This window comes from Paracraurococcus ruber, from assembly GCF_004353985.1.
Lineage (GTDB): Bacteria > Pseudomonadota > Alphaproteobacteria > Acetobacterales > Acetobacteraceae > Paracraurococcus > Paracraurococcus ruber.
The window spans coordinates 1-22,217 of sequence record NZ_SMOA01000059.1; the positions used below are offsets into that span (position 1 = coordinate 1).

General features: G+C 71.7%; 18 protein-coding genes. 6 read left to right on the forward strand and 12 right to left on the reverse strand.

Translation table 11 applies throughout. The features are described from left to right. The 10 genes from E2C05_RS13120 to E2C05_RS13165 form a co-directional block, all read right to left on the reverse strand. A partial coding sequence (locus E2C05_RS13120) for a response regulator (protein WP_133220093.1) occupies positions 1-442 on the reverse strand: 442 nt, incomplete at its 3' end. 9 nt (positions 443-451) lie between these two features. Then, positions 452-2,125: a sensor histidine kinase gene (locus E2C05_RS13125; RefSeq protein WP_133220094.1), complete on the reverse strand. Its 1,674-nt coding sequence runs from the start codon at positions 2,123-2,125 to the stop codon at positions 452-454. 369 nt (positions 2,126-2,494) lie between these two features. Next, on the reverse strand, positions 2,495-4,528 hold the full coding sequence (locus E2C05_RS13130; protein ID WP_133220095.1) for a hydantoinase/oxoprolinase family protein: 2,034 nt from the start codon (positions 4,526-4,528) through the stop codon (positions 2,495-2,497). A gap of 6 nt (positions 4,529-4,534) precedes the next feature. Beyond that, on the reverse strand, positions 4,535-6,541 hold the full coding sequence (locus E2C05_RS13135; protein ID WP_200305317.1) for a hydantoinase B/oxoprolinase family protein: 2,007 nt from the start codon (positions 6,539-6,541) through the stop codon (positions 4,535-4,537). After that, positions 6,538-7,503: an oligopeptide/dipeptide ABC transporter ATP-binding protein gene (locus E2C05_RS13140; protein ID WP_240046725.1), complete on the reverse strand. Its 966-nt coding sequence runs from the start codon at positions 7,501-7,503 to the stop codon at positions 6,538-6,540. Before E2C05_RS13140 ends, E2C05_RS13135 begins: the two co-directional genes overlap by 4 nt. Continuing rightward, entirely contained in the window at positions 7,496-8,464 is a 969-nt protein-coding gene (locus E2C05_RS13145; RefSeq protein ID WP_133220097.1) for an ABC transporter ATP-binding protein, read from the reverse strand. Before E2C05_RS13145 ends, E2C05_RS13140 begins: the two co-directional genes overlap by 8 nt. After that, positions 8,461-9,300 carry an ABC transporter permease gene (locus tag E2C05_RS13150; protein WP_133220098.1) on the reverse strand — a complete coding sequence of 280 codons (840 nt, stop codon included), beginning with the start codon at positions 9,298-9,300 and terminating at the stop codon, positions 8,461-8,463. The genes E2C05_RS13145 and E2C05_RS13150 overlap by 4 nt, the downstream gene beginning before the upstream one ends. Continuing rightward, positions 9,297-10,310 (reverse strand): ABC transporter permease, encoded by a 1,014-nt coding sequence (locus E2C05_RS13155; protein WP_133220099.1) that lies wholly within the window; start codon positions 10,308-10,310, stop codon positions 9,297-9,299. Before E2C05_RS13155 ends, E2C05_RS13150 begins: the two co-directional genes overlap by 4 nt. Positions 10,311-10,317: 7 nt before the next feature. Beyond that, positions 10,318-11,892 carry an ABC transporter substrate-binding protein gene (locus tag E2C05_RS13160; RefSeq protein ID WP_158292101.1) on the reverse strand — a complete coding sequence of 525 codons (1,575 nt, stop codon included), beginning with the start codon at positions 11,890-11,892 and terminating at the stop codon, positions 10,318-10,320. Between the two features lie 168 nt (positions 11,893-12,060). Beyond that, a complete protein-coding gene (locus E2C05_RS13165; RefSeq protein ID WP_133220101.1) occupies positions 12,061-12,843 on the reverse strand; it encodes a hypothetical protein in 783 nt (260 codons plus the stop codon). Positions 12,844-13,381: 538 nt separating this feature from the next. Here E2C05_RS13165 and E2C05_RS13170 point away from each other — a divergent pair. The 6 genes from E2C05_RS13170 (at position 13,382) to E2C05_RS13195 (ending at position 20,404) form a co-directional block, all read left to right on the forward strand. Continuing rightward, positions 13,382-14,440: an ABC transporter substrate-binding protein gene (locus E2C05_RS13170; protein WP_133220102.1), complete on the forward strand. Its 1,059-nt coding sequence runs from the start codon at positions 13,382-13,384 to the stop codon at positions 14,438-14,440. Positions 14,441-14,450: 10 nt separating this feature from the next. After that, positions 14,451-15,368 (forward strand): ABC transporter permease, encoded by a 918-nt coding sequence (locus tag E2C05_RS13175; protein WP_133220103.1) that lies wholly within the window; start codon positions 14,451-14,453, stop codon positions 15,366-15,368. Next, positions 15,358-16,182, forward strand: a complete 825-nt coding sequence (locus E2C05_RS13180) for an ABC transporter ATP-binding protein (protein WP_133220104.1) — start codon at positions 15,358-15,360, stop codon at positions 16,180-16,182. Before E2C05_RS13175 ends, E2C05_RS13180 begins: the two co-directional genes overlap by 11 nt. 41 nt (positions 16,183-16,223) lie before the next feature. Then, positions 16,224-17,765 carry an amidohydrolase family protein gene (locus E2C05_RS13185; RefSeq protein WP_133220105.1) on the forward strand — a complete coding sequence of 514 codons (1,542 nt, stop codon included), beginning with the start codon at positions 16,224-16,226 and terminating at the stop codon, positions 17,763-17,765. A gap of 61 nt (positions 17,766-17,826) precedes the next feature. Next, the gene (locus tag E2C05_RS13190; protein WP_133220106.1) at positions 17,827-19,053 is read left to right on the forward strand and encodes a Coenzyme F420 hydrogenase/dehydrogenase, beta subunit C-terminal domain; all 1,227 of its coding nucleotides are present in this window, start codon (positions 17,827-17,829) and stop codon (positions 19,051-19,053) included. A 37-nt stretch (positions 19,054-19,090) separates the two neighbouring features. Next, positions 19,091-20,404, forward strand: a complete 1,314-nt coding sequence (locus tag E2C05_RS13195; RefSeq protein ID WP_133220107.1) for an LLM class flavin-dependent oxidoreductase — start codon at positions 19,091-19,093, stop codon at positions 20,402-20,404. A gap of 66 nt (positions 20,405-20,470) precedes the next feature. On the opposite strand, the gene E2C05_RS13200 is transcribed toward E2C05_RS13195, so the two are convergent. Together E2C05_RS13200 and E2C05_RS13205 are read right to left on the reverse strand one after the other, a co-directional pair. Then, a complete protein-coding gene (locus E2C05_RS13200; protein WP_133220108.1) occupies positions 20,471-21,220 on the reverse strand; it encodes an SDR family oxidoreductase in 750 nt (249 codons plus the stop codon). 5 nt (positions 21,221-21,225) lie between these two features. Continuing rightward, positions 21,226-22,179 (reverse strand): Bug family tripartite tricarboxylate transporter substrate binding protein, encoded by a 954-nt coding sequence (locus E2C05_RS13205; RefSeq protein ID WP_158292102.1) that lies wholly within the window; start codon positions 22,177-22,179, stop codon positions 21,226-21,228. Positions 22,180-22,217 lie beyond the last annotated feature (38 nt).

Below are 22,217 nucleotides of genomic sequence, written 5' to 3' on the forward strand. Positions count from 1 at the left end.
CGGGCGGCGCGGCGGCGGGGCGCGGCGCCGCCTGTGCGGCCACCGGCACCGCCACCTCCGGCCGGCCGCGGCCCAGGGCCAGCAGGTTGCGCGCCCGCGTCACCAGCTCGAAGTGATCGATCGGGCTCTGCAGGAAGTCGGTGGCGCCGGCATCCAGCGCGCGCACCCGGAAGCTGCGGTCGTCATGCGCCGTGACGACCAGGACCGGCGCGGCGGCGCCGCCCGGCAGGGCGCGGAAGCGCCGGGTGAACTCCGCCCCGTCCATGCCCGGCATGCGGAAATCGGTGATGACCAGGTCGACGCGATTCCCCTCGAGCCATTCCAGGGCATCGAAGGGGTCGCCGAACACCTCGACCGTCACGTCATCCTCGATGACCGAGGCCAGCCGGGCGAAGATGCTGCGGTTGGTGGCGCGGTCGTCGAGGATCAGGATCAATGGCATGCAGGGGTCTCAGGCGCGACGGCTGGCCTCGGCGCGTGCGACCACGCGCGAGAGAGGGAGATCGATAAGGCAGACGAGGCCGGCCGGTTGCCAGTCCATCGCCACCTCCCCGCCGAGCTGGTCATGGATGGTGGTGCGGATGACGCGGGACCCGAAGCCGCGGCCGGCCGGCGCCCCGGCCAGCGGCGGGCCGCCGAACTCCGCCCAGCGCAGCCGCAGCCGGTCGGCGCCGGGATCGAGCGTCCAGGTCAGCTCCAGCGCGCCACCGGGCGCCGAGAGGCTGCCATACTTGGCCGAGTTGGTTGCAAGCTCGTGCAGCGTCATCGACAGCGGCTGCGCCGCCATGGGAGAGACGCTGAGCGCCGGCCCGGAGAGCGCGACCCGCGTGCTGCCGGCACTGCCGAGGAAGGGATCCAGCTCCCCGCGCAGCATGGCGGTGAGGTCCGCGCCCATCCAGCGGCTTTCGGTCAGCAGGGTCTGCGCGCGGGCCAGGGCCGCCACCCGTCCCTCGATCGCCCGGCCGAATTCCTGGGCGGTTTCCGCCCGTGTCAGCCGCAGCACCGCCTGCACCACCGCCAGGGCATTCTTGGCGCGATGGTCCACTTCCCGCATCAGCAGGGACTGGCGCTCCTCCGCCTCCTTCCGGGCGGTGAAGTCCATGTGCACGCCCAGGATGGGGCCGACGCGCCCGGCCGGCCCCGGCAGGCGGCGGCCGCGGCCGAGCAGCCAGCGCACATCCTCCCCGCCGTCGCGGCCGGGGCGCAGGATGCGGAACTCGGCCTCGTACTCCCCGCTCTCCAGCGCCCGCCAGGCGGCGGCGCGGACCTGCGACCGGTCGTCCGGGTGCACCAGCGCCAGGAAGCCTTCCAGCGAGGCAGGCGGCGCGGCGCCCGGGCTGCCGATCAGCGCGGAATGCTCGGGCGACCACAGGAAGCTGTCGGCCTCTGGGTTCCATTCCCAGGTGCCGATGCCGGCCACTTCCTGCGCCAGGCGCAGCCGCGCCTCGCCGGCCCGCAGCGCCGCCTCGGCGGCCTTGAGCGCGGTGGCGTCGGCATGCACCTCGACCACCGAGCCGCGCGTGCCGCCTTCCCGCCGCAGGATCCAATGCGCCGCGACGACCACCGAGTCGCCGCCGGGGCGGCGATGGCGCAACTCGCCCTGCCACTCGCCGCGCACCGCAAGCGCCTCCTGCGCGCCACGCCGGCCGCCATCCGGGAAGCGGGTGCCCAGCAGCTCATGCGCGCGCCGGCCGATCGCCTCCGCCGCGGTGAAGCCGAAGAGCCGTTCGCAGCCGGCCGACCAGTGACGGATGGTGCCGTCGGCATCGCGGAGGATGACGGCGCTGACCTCGAAGGCATGCGACAGGTCGGCGACCATGCGCAGCCGGGCCGCGAGCGCGTCGTTCTCCGCCTGCAGGCCGCGCTCCCGCGCCCGGCTCTGCCGCAGCAGGGCAAGGCCCGCCAGCAGCGGCAGGGCAAGACCGAGGGCGAACCAGGTCAGCGGTCCTGCCGTGATGTTGGGCATGGCGAAGGCGGCGCCGGCCGGCATGACGGCCAGAGAGGCGACCAGGAGCATCGCCAGGCCGGCGAAGCAGAGCAGCAGCTTCGCCGAACCCGCATCCGGCGGCGGCATGGCGAGGCGGAAGACGCCGCGGCGTCCTTGGGCGCGCCAGGAACTGGACATCAGACCTCCTGGAACGGCGGCGGCCCCGAGGGGGAGGGCATGACATGCGGCGGGATCCGGCCCCGCCGCGGCTCTCTGCGGCACGACATCATCTAAGAACACGAGGGACCATCGCACGGTTGTGTACGATATTCAATCACTGAACCGTGCAACATCTCATCCGGAATGAGCCGCCCCGGGTCCGACGCCAAGGCACTGGCGGCCCAGGAATTGGCGGGCGGATCACTCCACCAGGCCGCCGAATGATGTCGCGCGGCGCCGCGTGCCGGCCCGCCGCCGACCCGCCCCGGCCGGCACCGTCGCCGCAGCCTCCCGATCGACTCCGGCGGCATCCCAGGCCGGGATGGCAGGCCCGACCATGGGGCGGGATCAGTCCGGCGCCCGTTCCAGCAGCAGGGCACCCGTCGGCAGGACGCTGCCGGTCCAGCCTGGCGGCAGGAGCGTGGTCGCGTCCATCTGCACCAGGACCGCCGGCCCGACGACCCGCGCGCCGGCCCCGAGTCGCCCGCGGTCATGGATGCCGGCCTCCACCGTGCCGCCGGCCAGGCGCATCGCCTGCCGGCCGATCGGTGCCGCGTCCGCGCCCGGCGGCAGCACGGCGGCGGCCGGGGCCGGGAGGGCGCCGGAGGCTTCCAGCCGCAGCGTCACGATCTCCGCCGGCACCGCCGGCAGGTCGAAGCCGTACAACGCGTGGTGGGCAGCGGCGAAGCCTTCCGCCAGGGCCGGGCGCGGATCGGCGGCTGCCGGCCAGGGCACCGCCAGTTCGAAGCCCTGCTCGGCATAGCGCATCAGCGCGACCCGATCGGTGGCCCGGTCCGCCGGCGCCACCGACTCGCGCGCGAACCAGGCCGCCGCCTCGGCGTCCAGCGCGGCGAAGCCCGCCTCCAGCCGCGCCGGATCGGCGGCGGCCAGCGGCAAGGCGATGCTCCGGCTGAACTCGGCCTTCAGCGCCGCCGCCAGCAAGCCCTGGGCACAGAGCACCCCTGGGCTGGGCGGCACCAGCACGCGCCGCATCCCCAGCAGGTCCGCCAGCGCAGTGCCATGCAGCGGGCCCGCGCCCCCGAAGGGCACCAGGGCGAAGTCGCGCGGGTCATGCCCCCGCTCCACCGAGACCAGGCGGATGGCGCCGACCATGGCATTGTCGGCGATGGCCAGGATGCCGCGCGCGGCGGCGTCCACGGACAGGCCCAGCGGATCCGCGACATGCCGGCGGATCGACTGCCCGGCCAGCGCCGGGTCCAGCGCCATCCGGCCGCCCAGCAGCGCGGGCGGCAGGTGGCCGAGCACGACATGCGCGTCGGTCACGGTCGGGCGGTCGCCGCCGCGGCCATAGCAGGCCGGGCCGGGATCGGCGCCGGCGCTTTCCGGCCCGACCAGCAGCGCGCCTTCCGCCACGCGGGCCAGCGACCCGCCGCCGGCGCCGATGGTCACCATGTCCAGCATCGGCAGCGGCAGCGGCCAGGGCCCGACCCGGCCGGATTGCGTCAGGCCCGGCGCGCCGCCGCGCAGCAGGCAGATATCGGCGCTGGTGCCGCCGATATCGACGGTGATGATGTCCGGCACGCCGGCGGCGCGCGCCATCGCCGCCGCGCCGACCACGCCGGCGGCGGGGCCGGACAGTGCGGTCTGCACCGGGGCGCGACGGATCTCGGCCGCGCCGGCGACGCCGCCATTCGACTTCATCAGCAGCAGCGGCGCGGCGATCCCGGCGCCCTCCAGCCGCCGTTCCAGCCGCGCCACATAGGTGGTGACGGCGGGCATGACCCCGGCATTCAGCACGGTCGCCATGCTGCGCTCGTATTCCCGCACCACCGGCAGCACGTCCGAGGAGGCGGTGGCGGCGAGGTCCGGCGCTTCCTCCCGCACCAGGGCCAGCGCGCGGCGTTCCTGCGCCGGGTTGGCGAAGCTGTGCAGGAAGCAGATGGCGATGGCGCGCGCGCCGGCGGCGACCGCCTCGCGCACCGCCGCGCGCAGCGCCGCCTCGTCCAGCGGCGCCAGTTCCGTGCCGTCGGCGGCGATGCGCCCCGGCACCTCGAAGACCAGGGCGGGCGGCACCGGCCGCTGCGGCTTCCGCCAGGCCCAGAGGTTGTCCCGCCGCGGCAGGTCGGCGCGGCCGATCTCCAGCACATGGCGGAAGCCTTGCGTCGTCAGCAGCGCGGTCGGTGCCGTCTTGCCTTCCAGGATCAGGTTGGTGGCGACGGTGGTGCCGTGCAGCACGCGGGTGATCGCGCCCGCTGCCCGCCCCGCCGCCTGCAGGGCCAGGCCGATGCCGGTGAGGAAGGCCTCCGACGGATCGCGCGGGGTGGAGGGCGTCTTGGCCGTCCAGGCCTCGCCCGTCGCGGCATCCTGCAGGGTGATGTCGGTGAAGGTTCCGCCGATATCGACGGCAACGAGCAGGGTCATGGCGGGTCAGGCCACGGCATCGGCATAGCCGTGGCGGTGGAACAGGCCCGCCGCCGGCCGTTGGGCGCGCAGCGCCGCGGTGCGCGCGGCGTCCACGACGCCGTCGCGGATGGCGACGCCGTAGTCGCGCAGCGCCGCCGCCGGGCTGACGAAGCCGCCGCGGACATCCTGCAGCACCTGCTCCGCCGGCCGGTCGAAAGGATGGCCCCAGCCGCCCCCGCCGCCGGTCTCCAGCCGCAGCAGGTCGCCGCGCCGTAGCACCGTGCCATCCGAGAGCGGCGGCAGCAGCCGCTCCTCCGGCGTGCCGGGATTGACCACGGCGCGGCCGCTGCCGCCATTCTTCCCGCCGGCGACGCCCCAGGGCGGGTTGCGCACGCTGTCGATGCGGATCGCCACCTGCGCCTCGTCGCACAGCACCTCGTAGTCCCGCACGACGCCGCAGCCGCCGCGGAAGCGCCCGGCGCCGCCGCTGTCCCGGTGCATGCCGTAGCCGCGCAGGCGCACGGGGTAGCCGAGTTCGAGGAATTCCGCAGGGTAATTCTCCTGCGCCACGAAATAGACCGCATCCACGCCATCGGCGAAGGGCCGCGCGCCATAGCCGACCGCGACGCCGTCGCTCAGCAGGAAGCGTTTTCCAAGATGCTCGCCGCGCAAGGCCAGGATGACATAGGCGGAATGCGCCGCCGGCGCCTCGCCATCGCGCGCAACGGCGACTAGGCCATGGAAGGCCGCCAGCAGCCGCATCATGGTCAGCCCGCGCAGACCGAGCGGCGCCGGCGAACGCGGCCAGAGCAGCGAGCCCTCGCGCAGCCGCACCTCGTCCAGCGCGCGCGGGCCGCCGGCATTCAGCACCTGGCCGGGCTCGCCCTGCAGGAAATAGAGGCCGAGCGCCATCCCGGGCACGTCCGGGTGCATCAGCAGGTTCACCGGGCCGGGCGCCTGGTCGCTGGTTTCGGTCGCATCCAGGACGAAGCGGTCGTCTTGGGTGCGGGTCAGCGCCAGGCGCAGGATGAAGGGGCCGTTCCCCTGGCCGTCGCCATCGATGGCATCGGCGAAGCGGGTGGTGCCGACCGGGAAGGTGGCGCGCAACTTGGCGCGGACGATGGCCTCGGTGCGGGTCAGGAGCTGCACGAAGGCATCCGCCAGGACCTCGGGTCCGAAGCGGCCGGCCATCTCGGCCAGCCGCGCCTCGCCCAGCCGGACGGCGGCCATCAGCGCGCGGGTGTCGCCTTCCGACTGCACGGGGAAGCGGCTGTTGCGCCAGAAGGTGCGCAGCAGGTCTTCGTTGGTCTCGCCGCCGCGCTGCAGCCGCACCGGCGGGATGATGACGCCTTCCTGGAAATGGTCGGTGGCGTCGGGGCTGAGCGAGCCCGGGCGCAGCCCGCCGATATCGGAGAAATGCGCCCAGCCCATCACGAAGCCGACGCGAACGGGTTGGCTGCGCGGCCGATCCAGACCGCCGGGCCCTTCGGCCCTCCGGTCATCGGGCGCGTCGAGTTCTTCCCGCGGCCGATTCAGACCTCCGGGCCCTTCGGCCCTCCGGTCATCGGACGCGTCAAGTTCTTCCCGCGGCCGATTCAGACCTCCGGGCCCTTCGGCCCTCCGGTCATCGGACGCGTCAAGTTTTTCCTGCGGCCGATTCAGACCTCCGGGCCCTTCGGCCCTCCGGTCATCGGACGCGTCGAGAAACACCGGCGCCAGGAACACCTGATCGTTCGAGTGCGACACGGCGCCGCGCGAGCCGTAGCAGTCATTGTACCAGTAGAGGTCGCCGGGCTGCATGCTCTCCAGCGGGTAGCGCGCGGTCACCGGGCCGGTGATGTCGCCGAAGATCGGCAGGTCGCTGCCCACCGCCATGGCCCCTTCGGCATCGAAGATGGCGGTGTAGAAATCCTTCTTCTCGCGGATGAAGGCGGACATGGCGGTGCGTTCCAGCAGCGCCTCCATCTCCGCCTGGGCGGCACGGGCGGCGCCCCGGATGATCTCGAGCGTGACGGGATCGCAGGCGCTCATGCGGCCCTCCTGGCATGGTGGCAGGCGGCGAGGCGATCCGGGCCGAGCGGTGCGAGCGCCGGCTCCTGCTGACCGCATCGGGTGTCCGCCAGGGTGCAGCGCGGATGGAAGCGGCAGCCGCCCGGTATGGCGCGCAGGCTCGGCGGGTCGCCCGGCAAGGACGGGCCGGCCGCCGCCCCGTCGAGCCGAGGCGCCGCGGCCAGCAGCGCCCGCGTGTAGGGGTGCTGCGGCGCCGCGAAGAGGGCCTCCGCCCTGCCCTGCTCCACCACCCGGCCGAGATACATAACCGCGACGCGGTCGCAGACCCGCCGCACCACCGAGAGATCATGGGAGATGAACAGGTAGGTGAGGCCGAATTGGCCGCGCAGGTCGCGCAGCAGCCGCAGCACCGAGGCCTGCACCGAAAGGTCGAGGCCCGCCGTGGGTTCATCCAGGATGACGACCTTCGGCCGCAGGAGCAGGATGCGCGCCAGGCCGATGCGGCGCTGCTGGCCGCCGGAGAGTTCATGCGGGTAGCGCGCGGCGAAGGCGGGATCGAGCCCGACGGCGGCCAGCATCTCCGCGATTCGCGCCTGCTGCTCGGCGCGGTCGGCCACGCCATGGATGCGCAGCCCCTCGGCCAGGGTGGCGCCGACCGGCCACCACGGATCCAGCGCCGCGCCCGGATCCTGGTGGACATACTGCACGGCGGCGCGCGCCCGACGCGCCGCGGCGGCCGCCTGTCCGGAGACCGGGCGACCCTCCAGCCGGATCTCCCCGGCTGCCTCCCGCTGCAGGCCCAGCAGCGTGCGGGCCAGGGTGGTCTTGCCGCAGCCCGACTCCCCGACGATGCCGAAGGTCTCGCCGGTGGCGACGGAGAGATCGACGCCATCCACCGCCCGCACGCCGGGCCGGGTGCGGAACAGCCCGCGCCGGGCCCCGAGCTCAACGACCAGGCCCGAGGCGCCGAGGATCTCAGCCAAGGGCCGGCTCCAGCAGGATATCGGACTGGAAGGGGCAGGCGACGGCATGGCCCGGCCCGGCCGGCTGCATCTCCGGCACGCCGGCGGCGCAGCCGGCGCGCGCGATGGGGCAGCGGGGATGAAAGCGGCAGCCTGGGGGCTGCGCCGTGGCCGCCGGCACCGTGCCGGGAATGCCCAGCAGGTCGGTGGCGCGGTCTGGGTGGCAGCCCAGCAGCAGCCGCGTATAGGGATGGCGCGGGTCGTCCAGCACGGCGCGGGTCGGACCGGTTTCCGCCACCCGCCCGGCATAGAGCACGGCCACCCGGTCGCAGACCGCGGCCAGCACGCCGAAGTCATGCGTGACGAACAGGAGCGAGAGGCCGCGCTCCGCCGTCAGCCGCCGCAGCAGCCCCAGGATCTCCCGTTGCGTGGTCACGTCGAGCGCCGTGGTCGGCTCGTCCGCCACCACCAGCGCCGGGTCGCAGGCCAGGGCGGCGGCGATCAGCAGGCGCTGCCGCTGGCCGCCGCTGAACTGGTGCGGGTATTTCGCAAGCGCCGCCTCCGGATCGGGCAGTTGCACGGCGCGGAACAGGTCGACCAGTTTCGCGCGGTGGTCGCGGCGGCTGCCGGGCGCGTGGCGGCGCATGCCCTCCAGGATCTGCGCGCCGGCGGTGAAGACGGGGTTCAGGGACAGGTAGGGGTCCTGCGGGATGAAGCCGATGCGGCCGCGGGCGGAGGCGCCACGGTCGGACAGGATGTCGCGGTCCTCGAACAGGATGGCGCCGCGCGGCACTTGGGCGTTGCGCGGGAGGATGCCGAGGATGGCGCGCAGCAGGGTGGATTTGCCGCAGCCGCTCTCCCCCACCACCCCCAGCGTGCCGCCGCGCGGCACGGCAAGCGTCACGTCGTCCAGGATCTCCGCCGCGCCGCGATCGGTGCGGATGCGGACGGCGAGGTTCTCGACCGAGAGCAGCGGCCTCATCGGCTGCGCCGGAGCCGCGGGTCGGCGGCGTCGCGCAGCCCGTCGCCCAGCAGGTTGAAGCCCAGCACCAGCAGCAGGATGGCAAGGCCCGGGAAGGTCGGGAACCACCACGCCTCCGGCAGGTGCTGCCGCGCCTCCGCCACCGCCAGGCCCCAGTCCGGCGAGGGCGGCGCGGCGCCGACCCCGAGGAAGCCGAGGATGGCGGCGGTCAGGATGGTGAAGCCCATGCCGATGGTGGCGCGCACCAGGATCGCCGGCGCCGCATTCGGCAGCACATGCAGCAGCAGGATGCGCGGCGTGGAGGCACCGATGCCCGCCAGCGCGTCGACGAACAGCGCGCCGCGCAGCCTGCGCGTCTCCGCATGCACGGTGCGGGCGAAGAAGGGCCAGTAGGTCAGCGCCAGCGCCACCATGGCGGTGGTCAGGCCGGGCGCCATCAGCTGGCCGAGCGCCAGCGCCAGGATCAGCTGCGGCACGGCGAGGAAGACATCGGTCACGCGCATCAGCGCCTCCGACGCCCAGCCTTCCTTCCAGCCGGCCCAGAGGCCGACGGGCACGCCGATCAGCATGGCGGCGGCCACCACCGCCACGGCGACCACCACCGCGCTGCGGGCCCCCAGGATGACCCGGGAGAGGATGTCGCGACCCAGATTGTCGGTCCCGAAGGGGAATTCGGCGGAAGGCGGGCGCAGGCGCTGCAGGAGATGGCTCTCGAAGGCGTCGTCCGGGTAGGGCGCCAGCCATGGCGCGAAGATCGCCACCACCACGGCGAAGACCACCAGGAACAGGCCGAAGGCCGCGACAGGGTCGCGCAGCAGGCGCCGCAGCGCGGTCACTTCACCTGCTCCACCACCCGCGGGTCGATCAGGGCCTGCACCACGTCCACCACCACGTTGACCACGGCGTAGACCACACCGACCACGAGCGTCACCGCCAGCAGCGCCTTGTAGTCGGCCGCCAGGATGGCCTGGACGGCATAGGTGCCGAGCCCGGGCCAGTCATAGATCGCCTCCACCGCCACCGCGCCGGAGATCAGCGCGCCGAACAGCAGCCCGATCTGTGCCACCGTGACGGTGACGGCGTTGCGCAGGACATAGATCGCCGCCAGCCGCACCCGTCCATAGCCCGCGGCCCGGGCGTAGAGCACGAAATCCTTCTGCAGCGTCTCCAGCACGCCGGAGCGGGTGAAGCGCGCGATGCTGGCAAGACCCGGCAGGCAGAGCGTGACCGCCGGCAGCACGAGGTGGCGCAGGGCATCGGCGAACTGGTCCAGCCGGCCGGCCAGCAGGCTGTCGATCAGGAAGAAGCCGGTGACGGCGGCCGGCGCACCCGCCGCGACATCGATGCGCCCGCGCAGCGGCAACAGGTCCCATTCCATCGAGAACAGCAGCTGCAGCATGATCGCCAGCCAGAAGGAGGCGATGGCGAGCCCTCCGACGCTGACCACGCGCACCAGGTGGTCCACCGGTCCGTTATGGTCCAGCGCCGCGACCAGCCCGAGCGGGATGCCGAGGCCGGCGGCCAGCAGCAGCGCGACGAAGGTCAGTTCCAGCGTCGCCGGCAGGCGGAAGCGGATCTCCTCCATCACCGGCCGGCCGGAGAAGATGGAGTTGCCAAGGTCGCCCGACACCACCTGCCGGACATGCGTGACCGCCTGTTCCCACAACGGGCGATCCAGCCCGTAGCGGGCGCGGATTTCCCCCAGCTGCGCGGGCGTTGCCGCGTCGCCCGCCAGCGTCGCCGCCGGGTCGGCCGGGATGACGCGGGTCAGCACGAAGGTCAGCAGCACCAGGCCCAGCAGCGCCGGCAGGGCCAGCAGCACCCGCCGGAGGATGTAGCGCGCCACCCCCCGGTCATTCAGCCAGGGACATGGTCCGCAACTCGCCGCCCGAGCCGACCGGCGAGAAGCTGTAGCCCTGCACCCGCCGTGTCAGGCCGCGGAGGTTCACCGTGTTGTAGACCCAGATATCCGGGCTGTCGGCCACCACCAGCTTCGTCGCCTCGGCATACAGGCGAGCGCGCTCGGCTTGGTCCAGGCTGGTGCGGGCGCGGGCCAGCAGCGCATCCACCTGCTCGTTCCTGTACCAGGCACTCGCCTTCCAGGTGCCGTGGAAGCGGCTGTCGTACATCTGGCCGATCCAGTTCTCCGGATCGATGAAATAGGCGCTGACCCAATGGACCCACATGTCGGGCGTGGTCTCCGGCCGGCCGGTGGCGCCGGTGATCTGCGGCCAGGTGCTGGGCACGATCTTCAGGTTGACGCCGACGCGCCGCAGGTCCGCTTGGAACATCTGCGCGGACTGGACGGTCTGCTCCAGCTCAGACTGGATATGCACCTCGATCTCGCGCCCCAGCGGGGCGCCGGCGGCGCGCGCCGCGTCGCAATGCTGCCGCGCCTTGGCCAGGTCGAAGGGATAGGGCTTCAGGTCCTCCGGGTTGCCCCAGAGGTTGTTGGGATTCGGCCCGGCATTGCGGATGACCATCCCCTTCAGGATGATCTCGTTGAAGCCCTGGTAGTTGAAGGCATGCGCGAAGCACAGCCGCGCATCACGGTTGTCGAAGGGCGGCTTGCGGTTGTTCATGCGCAGGATGAAGACGCGCATGGACTCGTCCTTCGCCACGCGGGTGCGGGCATTGCGCTCCACGCGTTCCACCTGGTCGGTCGGCAGGTAGCTGTCGGTGGCGTCGATCTCGCCGCGCAGCAGGGCCAGCACCCGGGTGCTGGTTTCCATCACCGGTCGGCTGCGGACCTGGTCGATGGGCTTCGGGTTATCCGCCCAGCCGCGGAAATGCCCGGGGAAGCGTTCGAGGTCGAGCGTCGTGCGGGCGCGATAGGTCGCCGCATCGATCCGGTAGGCGCCGGAGCCGGCGCCATTCGCCGCCAGCCATTCCTGGCCCATGTCGCCGTTCTTCTCGTTCGCCTGCAGCAGCCGCGGGTTGACGATGGCGACCAGCGGCATGGCCGCGAGGAAGGGTGCATAGGGCGTGGAGAGCACGAACCGCACCCTGCGCGCATCCAACGCCGTCACGTTCTCCGGCTTCAGCACCGGGGTGAAGGCCGCCGCCGGGGCGCGGTTCATCGCCAGCAGGCGGCGGAACGAATAGACCACGTCCTCGGCGGTCATCGCGCTGCCGTCGTGGAAGCGGATGCCCTCCCGCAGGGTGAAGTCCCAGGTCAGGCCGTCGGCGGTGACGCCATGCGTCTCGGCCAGCCAGGGGACGAGCTGCGGCGGGTTGCCCTGGTAGCGGTACAACCCGTCATAGACATTCAACAGGACGAACTGGCTCGGGACGTCGAAGATCGCGTGCGGGTCGAGCGTCGCCGGCAGCGCATCGCCCCAGACCATCGGCCGCGGCTGCGCGGCGGCGGGGCCGGCGAGCCCGGGCAGGATCAATAAGGCGGCGAGCAGCGCGGCACGCAGGCGCATGGTCGAACTCCCCCGGACGGCGTCGGGACGGAAGTGGAGACCAGGGCCGCCAACCCCGCAAGGGGCAGCGCGCGTCGCGTCGCCCGGCGACCGCCGGGCATTGCCTGCGCCGGCGGCAGTTGCGCGCGGCATCGCCTGCTTCGCACGCAAAGCGTTCCACGGCAGGCGTCAGTGCAGCGAGAGCACCCGCTGGGCCAGCACCACGACGACGCTCGCATCGCGCGACACGGCATCGGCGCCCAGCAGCGCGGCCGGCGGCGGCGGCCGGTCACGCTGCCAGCCGGACAGCACGCGCAGCCCACGGTTGCAGGATGCACGGCGGACTTCCGCCACCGTGCCGCAGAGCCGGCCGAGGTCGGTCGCCTCATCCACGCTGAACCAGGCGAGGTCGAAGCGGTCGCGGCGCGCCGCCTCGCTCGGCGCCTCCTCGGCCAGGCGGCCGCAGCAGTGGACCTGCCAGCCCGCGCGCTGGAAAAGCCGCAGGACCACGGACTCCTCGAAGCTGGGCGTATGGGACGCGCCGGCGACCAGCAGGGCCGAGGCCGGCTGCCCCGGCGGCGCCCGGCCGGCATCCTCCAGCCCTGTCAGCAGCATGCGCAGCCGCCACAGCGCCATCGCGTAATCGGTTTCCTCCAGGTGCCTGGCCTCGCGCGCGCGGCGCAGCGCCGCCGCCGCCGGCAGCAGCAGGTCGTGGCACAGCGCCTCGAACCGCGCCCCCCCGGGGTTCAGCAGGCGCAATGCCCGTGCCGCCTCCAGCAGGTCCATGCGCGGCAGCGCCGCGACGAGCGGCGCGACCGCAGCCCCCCAGGGGTCACGCGGTGGCGGGATGGCAGGCAGGCCGTGGCGCTGGCGCAGGCGCGGCAGCACCTGCTCGCGCACCAGCGCCTCCACCGCTGCCTTCCGCGCCAGCGGATGCAGGCCGTGCCGCCCGTCGCCGATGGCATACGGCAAGGCCGGCCTGCGAAGGCTGGTCAGGCCAGGCATGGCGGCCCCCGATGCGCGACGCGCTGCCGGCGCGGGGCGATCGGACGACGCGACGGCAGCGCAGGAAGCGCGGCAATCAACCGGCGGCAGGCGTGGCGCATCATCCCCTCCATGCGCTGCGGACGCGCCGGAGTCGGCGCAGCCGGCCGGCCAGGCAGGGGCGGCCGATCGTGTCCACGCCCCGGTCCGGGCACGGGCAGGCCGATGCTGCGCGCGCATGGCATGGCGGCCGCCGTGGCGTCCGCCCCTGGCGCGGGACGCTCCCTCTTCCGCCCGCTTCCGCGGGACCCTTTGGCAAGCCAGACGCTACGACCGGCAGGCCCCGGCGCGCAACGACCAGCTTTCGCCGAAAGCAGAAAATTGCGGCGGCCGCGCATGGCACGCGCATTGCTGGGGAACGCGGCAGCGCAGCGCCGCAAGGGCGGCAGCTTCGGTGGGCGTGCCATCGTCATCCAGCAAGGCGGACGGGCCGGTCCTCATCGCCCAGTCCGCGGAGGACCATGCGATGTGTGACCGCGACGGAACCGCTTTCCTGACCGATTACGCGGCCATCGGCCGCGCCTCGCGCCGCGGCGTGATGAAGGCCACCGCCGCCAGCGTGCTGACCTTCGGCGCCTTCGGCGGGCATGACGCGCTGGCCCAGGCCCGCGGCAGCCTGAAATCCACCCACGGCACCGGCTTCTGCAACCTGAACCTCTTCCTCGCCCACAGCCTGCAGATGGCGCGGGAGGACGGGCTGGAGATCCAGTTCGTCAATACCCCGACCTTCGCCGAGCAGGTGACCTTCCTCGGCATGGGGCAGGTGGATCTGGGGCTGATGCCCTACACCTCCTTCATCGCGCTGTTCAATGCCGGCGCGCCGGTCAAGATCATCGCCGGCGGCGGCGTGGAGGGCTGCGCCATCGTGGCCCGGCCGGGCCTGACCACGGCGGCCAGCCTGCGCGGCAAGACGCTCGGCACCTTCCAGCTCGATACGCTGGAGGTGATGCCCTATGACTACCTGAAGAAGAACAACATCAGCTTCCGCGACGTGCGCGTCCGCTACATGGGCAACACGCCGGAGGCGGTGGAGGCCTTCAAGGCCGGCGCCATCGACTGGATCTGCACCATCGAGCCCTATGCCACCGCGCTGGTGAACGAGGTGCGCGGCGCGACCATGCTGACCGACGGCCGCGACCTGTATGGCCCCGGCTACACCGATTGCGTGCTGGCCTGCCGCAGCAGCCTGATCCAGCAGAACCCGGCCGCGCTGAAGGCCGTGATCAAGGGCATGATGCGCGCCCAGCTGATGGCCGAGACCAAGCAGGAGGAAACGCTGCAGCGCCTGGTCGGCACCTACTACAAGACCAGCATGGACAATGCCCGGGTGGCGATGTCCAAGCAGCCGGCGGTGGTGGATGCCCGCAGCCAGACCGACTTCATCCTGGGCCGCACCGACAGCCTGGTGGAGATGGGCTACATCCGCAACAAGCCGGGGCGCGACGCGATCGACTGGACCCTGCTGGAGCAGGTGATCGCCGAGAACCGGGAGCTCTACGGCCAGCTCAAGTTCAAGTCGGCCTGAGGCGCCGCGCATGGCGACGCAGGCAACGGGCGTGGCCACGGTGCCGCGCCCGGCGGCCAGCCTGCCGGCGGGGCTGACGCTCCGCAACCGGCAGGTCTTGGCGAAGCTCGGCTGGGGCGTGGTCTCGGTCGGGCTTTTCGTGGGGATCTGGGAGGTGCTTTGGCTGATCGGCTGGGCCGATCCCAAGCTGCTGCCGCCGCCGCATGTCTTCCTCGGCAATATCCCGGACCAGGCGCGCTTCTTCAACACGGCGACGCGCTGGCAGATCGGCGTGAACCCGGCCGATGGCCCCAGCCCCTATGAGGCCGTCGCCATCACCATCGGCGCCACCAGCATGCGCGTCTTCGTCGGGCTGGCGATCGCCGCGGTGCTCTCCATCACGATCGGCGTGCTCATCCGCTACTTCGGGATCTTCGAGAAACTGGTCCTGCCGACGATCACCCTGCTCTCGCCGGTTTCGCCCATCGCCTGGCTGCCGGTGGCGATCTTCATCTTCGGCATCGGCAATGCCCCGGCGATCTTCATGGTGGTGGTGGCGCTGTTCTTCCACATGGTGCTGTCCACCATCAGCCAGATCGACAATGTCAGCCGTAATTTCATCAATGTCGCCCGGACCATGGGCGCCACCAAGCGGCAGATCTATTCCCGCGTGATCATCCCGGCGATCCTGCCGCAACTGCTGATCGTGCTGCGGCTGAACCTGTTCGGCGCCTGGATGGTGGTGCTGGTGGCGGAAAGCACGGGGGTGGGCTTCGGGCTCGGCCAGGTCATCATGATGGCGCGCAACACCTTCAACCCGTCCCTGGTGTTCTTCACCATCGCGCTGATCGGGCTGCTGGGGTTCCTGTCGGACTGGCTGCTGCGCATCCTGCAGAAGCGGCTGCTCTACTGGGTGCCGGATACGGGGGGCGTGCTCCGTGGCCTCTGACGCATACGTCGCCTGGTCCAGCCAGGATGCCGTGGTCTGCCGCGGCGTCGGCAAGACCTGGGCCGAGGGCACCGAGCGGGCGCATGAGGCGCTGCGCGGCATCGACCTCGACATCGCCCCGGGCGAGTTCGTGGTCCTTCTCGGCCCGTCCGGCTGCGGCAAGTCCACCCTGCTCTATCTGATCGCCGGGCTGGAGCGGCAGACCGGGGGAAGGATCTGGGCCTTCCGCGACCCGGTCGAGGGCCCCTCCCCCGACCGCAGCCTGATCTTCCAGGAGACCTCGCTGTTTCCCTGGCTGACGGTCTGGCAGAATGTCTCCTTCGGCCTGTCCATCCGCGGCGCGAAGGAAGCCGAGCGGCGCGCGGTGGCGAAGGAAGCCCTGCAGCGCGTCGGCCTGGCGGAGGCAATGGACAAGCGACCGGACGAGCTTTCGGGCGGCATGCGCCAGCGCGTGGCGGTGGCACGGGCGCTGGCCATGCGCCCGAAGGTGCTGCTGATGGACGAGCCCTTCGCCGCGCTGGACGTGCAGACGCGGGCGAAGATGCAGGATTTCCTGCTGGATGTCTGGCGGGACAGCGGCGCTTCCGTCCTGTTCGTCACACACCACATCGATGAGGCGATCGCGCTGGCCGACCGCGTGGTCGTCTTCACCGCCCGTCCCGGCCGGATCAAGAGCATCATTCCCATCGCCCTGCCGCGGCCGCGCGACCCCTTCTCGCCCGAGGCGGAGGCGCTACGGCGGCAACTGACCGAGGAGCTGCGGTCCGAGGTGGACCGCGCCTTCGCCGAACAGGAAGCCCTGGCGGCGGAATAGCCCGGCGCCGATCCCAACGAACCAAGACGAGGAAGCCGGCCATGGCCGTGTCCCTGGTGCGCAGCCGCGCCATGATCACCAAGACGCTCTCCGCCACCGAGTGGGAGGAGATCCCCGACGGCGCCGTCCTGCAGGAGGATGGCATCATCACCGCGGTCGGGACCTATAGCGACCTGCATGCGAAGCACCCTTCCGTGCCCGTCATCGGCACCGGAAAGGAGATCCTGCTGCCCGGCTTCGTGAACGGGCACCACCATGTCGGCCTGACGCCGGTGCAGCTCGGCTCACCCGACATGCCGCTGGAGCTCTGGTTCGTCACGCGCATGGTCTCACGCAACCTGAACCTCTATCTCGACACGCTGTACTCGGCCTTCGAGATGATCGCCTCCGGCATCACCACGGTGCAGCACATCCATGGCTGGATGCCGGGCACCATGCCGGAGGTCGAGAAGCTCTCCAACGATGTCATCCGCGCCTATGAGGACATCGGCATGCGGGTGTCCTACTGCTTCGCGCTGCGCGACCAGAACCGGCTGGTCTACCAAGCGGACCAGGATTTCGTGGCCAGCCTGCCGGCGGAGCTGAAGGGCCCGATGAGCCGCTGGTTCGAGCGGTTCCAGATGGGGCTTGAGGCGAGCTGCGACCTGTTCCGCAACCTGCATGCCTCGCACAACGCCAAGAAGCGCGTGAAGGTGCAGCTGGCGCCGGCCAACCTGCACTGGTGCTCGGACGCCGCGCTGGCGGCGCTGGCCGACCTGTCCCGCACCTACGACGCGCCGATGCACATGCATCTGGTGGAGACGGCCTACCAGAAGGAATATGCAAAGCGCCGCGGCGGCGGCACCGCACTCGACTACATCGAGCGCTTCGGGATGCTGGGCCCGAACCTCACGCTCGGCCATGGCGTCTGGCTGAACGAGAGCGATATCGAGAAGGCGGCGGCCAGCGGCACCTGCATCTGCCACAACTGCTCCTCCAATTTCCGGCTGCGGTCGGGGGTGGCGGCGCTGAACCGGTTCGAGGCGGTAGGCATCAACACCGCCATCGGCCTGGACGAGGCCGGGATCAACGACGACCGCGACATGCTGCAGGAGATGCGGCTGGTGCTGCGCGCCCATCGCGTGCCCGGGATGGAGGAGAAGGACGTGCCCGCCATGGCCCAGGTGCTCCGCATGGCCACCGTCGGCGGCAGCCGGACCACCCCCTACCGCGAGACGCTGGGCACGCTGGAGGTGGGCAAGGGCGCCGACCTGTCGCTGATCGACTGGCACAGCGTCTCCTACCCCTATCTCGACGAACTCACCCCGACGCTGGATGCGGTGATCCAGCGCGCCAAGGCCAGCGCCGTCACCACCGTGATGTGCGATGGCGAGGTGATCTACCAGGACGGCAAATTCGCCAAGGTGGACCGGGATGGCGCGCTGAAGGCGCTGCATGACGACCTGGCCAAGGCGCTGAGCGACGACGAGGTGGAGCGGCGCAAGCTGTCCAAGGCGCTGCTGCCGCATGCCCGCCGCTTCTATTCCGGCTACATGGACCCGGCGCAGCACGAGCCCTTCTACCGGCCCAGTTCCCGCGTCTGACGCCATGGCCTAACCTCCGCCAAGGGGGTGCGGCATGGCGGATGGCGGGGCGGCTTCAGGCATGGGTGACCCAGGGGGGCCGGTCTGGGCCCCCCCGGTGCGGGACGCCGTGGCGCGCGGCCTCTGCACCGATTGCGGCCTGTCCCGCAGCGCCGATCCGAAATCCTGCGGCCGCGCCTGCCAATTCATCCAGCCGGACTACCCGGGTCTGGAAGCGGCGGTGCATGGCCGCGCGCGGGATCCGGCACGGCCGGACGAAGCCTTCTTCGGGCCCTTCCGGCGCATGCTCCGCGCCAGCCTGGCGCCGGCGCGGGACGGGGCCCAGTGGACCGGCATCGCCACGCGCATCGCCGAAAGGCTGCTGGAAACCGGCGCGGTGGATGCGGTGCTGACCATGGCACCGGACCCGGAGGATCGCTGGCGGCCGGTGCCGGTGCTGGTCACGAAGCCGGCAGGCATGGCGCAATGCCGCGGCATGCGCATGGGCTATGCGCCGCTGCTGGCCCTGCTGGAGCCGGCACGCGCCGCCGGCCACCGACGCCTGGCGATCATCGGCATTCCCTGCCAGGTCTATGCGCTGCGCAGCATCGAGCGAGAGCTGGGGCTGGACCGGCTCTACGTCATCGGCACGCCCTGCTCCGACAACACCACGACGGAGCGGTTCCACCAATTCCTGACGCTGCTGGACGCGGATCCGGAGAGCATCACCTACTTGGAGTTCCGCGCCGACTACCATGTGGAACTGCGCTTCGCCGATGGGCGCCGGCGGGAGATCCCCTTCCTGCAACTGCCCATCTCCCAGCTGCCACCGGACTTCTTCCCGCTGACCTGCCGCACCTGCGTGGACTACACCAATGTCCTCGCCGACATCACGGTGGGCTATATGGGCGGCCTGGGCGAGCAATGGCTGCTGGTGCGCAACGCCCGCGGCGAGGAACTGGCGGCGCTGCTTGGCGACGAGTTGCGGACGGCCGCACCGGGCAGCGCCGGCAAGCGCACCGGCGCGGTGAAGGGCTTCCTGGCGAATACCGAACGCGCGGCGGGCGGGCTGCCGCTGCGGCGCATGCCAGGCTGGCTGCGGCCGGTCATCGGCTGGCTGATGCCGCGGGTTGGGCCACGGGGCCTGGAATTCGCCCGGGCGCGGGTGGAGATGAAGGCGGTGGAGACCATCCTGCACCTGCGGCGCGCGGCGCCGCGGCGCATGAAGGCGATGGTGCCGGACCATGTCTGGCGGCTGGTCGCGCCCTACGGCCTCGCGCCGCGGGATGGCGAGAGGCGCGGCCCATGACTTGCTCGGCCCCGGCTGGATTTCGGAGATTGGCGGCATGACCGCACCGCGGCAGATGCATCTGGGCGTCTTCGTGCTCGGCACCGGGAACCACATTGCCGGCTGGCGCTGGCCGGGTGCGGCGCAGAGCTTCGAGGACCTGTCGGTGGTGCAGGAGATCGCCCGCATCGCCGAGCGCGGCAAGTTCGACCTGATCTTCCTGGGCGACAACCTGGCGACCGATCCCGGCATGCATCCCAGCTTCGCCGCGCGGTTCGAGCCGCTGACCATGCTGGCGGCACTGGCGGCGACGACGACCCATGTCGGCCTGGGCGCCACCTCCTCCACCACCTACAACGAGCCCTATACGGTGGCGCGGCAATTCGCGTCGCTGGACCATCTCAGCGGCGGCCGCGCCGCGTGGAACGCCGTGACCAGCAGCGGCGACAAGGCGGCGCTGAACTACGGCAGGCAGCACCCGGCGCATGATGCGCGCTACGAGATCGCCGAGGAATTCGTCGATGTCGTCCGCGGCTTGTGGGACTGCTGGGACGACGGCGCGGTGGTGCGGGACCATGCCACCGGGCGGTACATCGACCCGGCGAAGGTGAAGCCGCTGAACCACGAGGGCCGGTTCTTCAAGGTGAAGGGCCCGCTCCCCACCAGCCGCTGCCCGCAGGGCCAGCCCATCATCCTACAGGCGGGGTCGTCGGAGCCGGGGCTGAACCTGGCGGCGCGCACGGCGGACGTCGTCTTCGCTGTGGTTCAGGACCTGGGGGAGGCGCAGGCGGGCTACCAGGCGCTGAAGTCGCGCATGCCGGGCTTCGGCCGCAGCCCCGACGAGATCGCGGTGCTGCCCGGCGTGATGCCGGTGCTGGGCAGCACGGCGGCGGAGGCGCGGGAGCGCCTGAACAGGCTGCAGAGCTTCGTCAATCCGACCAATGCGCTGGGGATGCTGTCCACCCGGCTGGGCCACGACGTCTCGGGCTATCCGCTGGATGCGCTGGTGCCACGCGACCTGCCTTTGCCGGACACCTCGCATGGCTTCGCGCGGACGATGCTGTCGAAGGCCTGGCGGGAGAACATGACCTGGCGGGACATGTTCAACCTGGCCGGTGCGGCGCGCGGGCATTGGGTGCTGGCCGGCACGCCGGAGGAGGTGGCCGACACGCTGCAGCTTTGGTTCGAGGCAGAGGCCTGCGACGGATTCAACGTGCTGCCGGCATGGTTTCCCGGCGCCTTCGACGAGTTCGTGGACCAAGTGGTGCCGATCCTGCAGCGCCGCGGCCTGTACCGCCGGGACTACACGGGCAACACGCTGCGCGACCACCTCGGCTTGCCGCGCCCGCGAAGCCGCTTGTTCGCGGACTAAACCCGGGGGTTCCAAGGGCCTTTCGGCCCTTGGCGGGAGAGCGCGAGAGGGCAGCGCCCTCTCGCATCATGTCGCCCGCAGCCACCCCCCATCGATATCGATGATGGCACCCTGAAAGTAGCTGGCCTCCCCGCTCGCCAGGAACGCCACCGCCGCCGCGATCTCCTCCGGCTCCCCGAAGCGCGCGACGCCGGTGGATTTCGCGAGGAAGGTGGCGGCGCCGGTCTCGTCCAGCCCCTTCTCCTTCATCGCGGTGGCGATGCGCCCGGTGAGCCTGTCCGTGCGGATGCTGCCGGGATTGATGCAATTCACCCGCACGCCGTCCTGCACGCCGCGATCGGCCAGCGCCTTGGTCAGGTTCATCAGCGCGGCGTTCACCGACCCGCCGATGGTGAAATCCGCGCTGGCCATCTTGCCGCCGATGCCGGCGATATGGACCACACTGCCCTGCGCCTGCGCCAGATGCGGCCAGGCAGCGCGGGTCAGGCGGACGGCGGCGAAGAATTTCCCGGCATAGCTGTCGGCCCAGGCCTCGTCATCCAGCGACAGGAAATCGCCGCGCTGCGTGGCGCCGGCGCTGTTCACCAGCAGGTCCAGCCGGCCGAAGTCGCGCACGGCGCGCGCCACTGCCGCGGCCGGGGCCGCCGGGTCGCGCAGGTCGGCCACCAGGCCGATGGCACCCGGCACGTCGCAGCCGCCGCGGGCGATGCCCAGCACCTGCATCCCCTCGGCCACCAGGCGCTGCACGATGGCGCGGCCGATCCCCTTGCTGGCGCCGCTGACCAGCGCCGCCTTTCCCTTCAGCCCGCGATCCATGCGTCCTACTCCACCTTGATGTTGGCGTTGCGGATGAGCGCCTCGGTCCGCGTCAGGTCGGCACGCAGGAAAGCGGCGAAGTCGGCGGGCGAGCCGCCCACCACCTCCGCGCCCAGGTCCAGCAGCTTGGCGCGCCCCTCCGGCGTGCCGGCGATCGCCAGGAATTCGCGGTTGATCCGTTCCACGATGGGTGCCGGCATGCCGGCCGGCCCGATGACGGCATACCATTCGCTGACGGCGAAGCCGGGCACCGCAGCCTCGGCGATGGTCGGCAGGTCCGGCGCGTAGGGCTGGCGCGCAGCGGCGGTGACGGCCAGCGGCCGCACCTGGTCGCCGCGGACGAAGGGCAGCGTGGAGCTGGCATTGCCGAACATCAGCTGCAGGTTGCCCGCGACCACATCGGCCAGCGCCGGCCCGCCACCGCGATAGGGCACATGCACCATCTGCGTGCCGGTCGCCTGGGTGAACAACTCACCGGACAGGTGCACGGAACTGCCGATGCCGGGGGACCCGTAGGACAGGCGGCCGGGATTGGCCTTCGCATGGGCGATAAGGTCGGCGACGCTCTGCACCGGCAGCGCCTTGTTCACCACCAGGATGTTGGCAACGTTCGCCAAATGCAGGATCGGCGTGACGTCGTTGATCGGGTGGTAGGGCTGGCGCGTCAGCAGGGCCTGGGTGATCAGCGTGCTGATCGTGATGCAAATGGTATGGCCGTCCGGCGCGGCCCGCAGCGTCTCCACCACGCCTACGGCGCCGTTGCCGCCCGTGCGGTTCTCGATCACCACCGACTGCCCGAATGCGGCGGCCAGCGGCGGGCCAAGAAAGCGCGCCAGGATGTCCGTGGTGCCGCCAGGCGGAAAGGGAATGACGAGGCGGATGGGGCGGCTCGGCCAGGCCGGCTGGGCATGCGCCAGGGCGGGTGCCGCCAGGGAGGCGAGCAGGGCGCGACGGTGCATTCTCGTGTCCTCCCGGGGCTTTACCGGAAGCTTTCCAC

What these genes read in the sequence shown, in the direction of transcription:
- E2C05_RS13200 (WP_133220108.1), bottom strand. Translation starts at nt 21,220, where the DNA reads ATGGATCGCGGGCTGAAGGGAAAGGCGGCGCTGGTCAGCGGCGCCAGC.
- E2C05_RS13130 (WP_133220095.1), bottom strand. Translation starts at nt 4,528, where the DNA reads ATGACCCTGCTCGTTGCCGTCGATATCGGCGGAACCTTCACCGACATC.
- E2C05_RS13125 (WP_133220094.1), bottom strand. Translation starts at nt 2,125, where the DNA reads ATGTCCAGTTCCTGGCGCGCCCAAGGACGCCGCGGCGTCTTCCGCCTC.
- E2C05_RS13135 (WP_200305317.1), bottom strand. Translation starts at nt 6,541, where the DNA reads ATGAGCGCCTGCGATCCCGTCACGCTCGAGATCATCCGGGGCGCCGCC.
- E2C05_RS13195 (WP_133220107.1), top strand. Translation starts at nt 19,091, where the DNA reads ATGACCGCACCGCGGCAGATGCATCTGGGCGTCTTCGTGCTCGGCACC.
- E2C05_RS13185 (WP_133220105.1), top strand. Translation starts at nt 16,224, where the DNA reads ATGGCCGTGTCCCTGGTGCGCAGCCGCGCCATGATCACCAAGACGCTC.
- E2C05_RS13160 (WP_158292101.1), bottom strand. Translation starts at nt 11,892, where the DNA reads ATGCGCCTGCGTGCCGCGCTGCTCGCCGCCTTATTGATCCTGCCCGGG.
- E2C05_RS13175 (WP_133220103.1), top strand. Translation starts at nt 14,451, where the DNA reads ATGGCGACGCAGGCAACGGGCGTGGCCACGGTGCCGCGCCCGGCGGCC.
- E2C05_RS13190 (WP_133220106.1), top strand. Translation starts at nt 17,827, where the DNA reads ATGGGTGACCCAGGGGGGCCGGTCTGGGCCCCCCCGGTGCGGGACGCC.
- E2C05_RS13170 (WP_133220102.1), top strand. Translation starts at nt 13,382, where the DNA reads ATGTGTGACCGCGACGGAACCGCTTTCCTGACCGATTACGCGGCCATC.
- E2C05_RS13145 (WP_133220097.1), bottom strand. Translation starts at nt 8,464, where the DNA reads ATGAGGCCGCTGCTCTCGGTCGAGAACCTCGCCGTCCGCATCCGCACC.
- E2C05_RS13205 (WP_158292102.1), bottom strand. Translation starts at nt 22,179, where the DNA reads ATGCACCGTCGCGCCCTGCTCGCCTCCCTGGCGGCACCCGCCCTGGCG.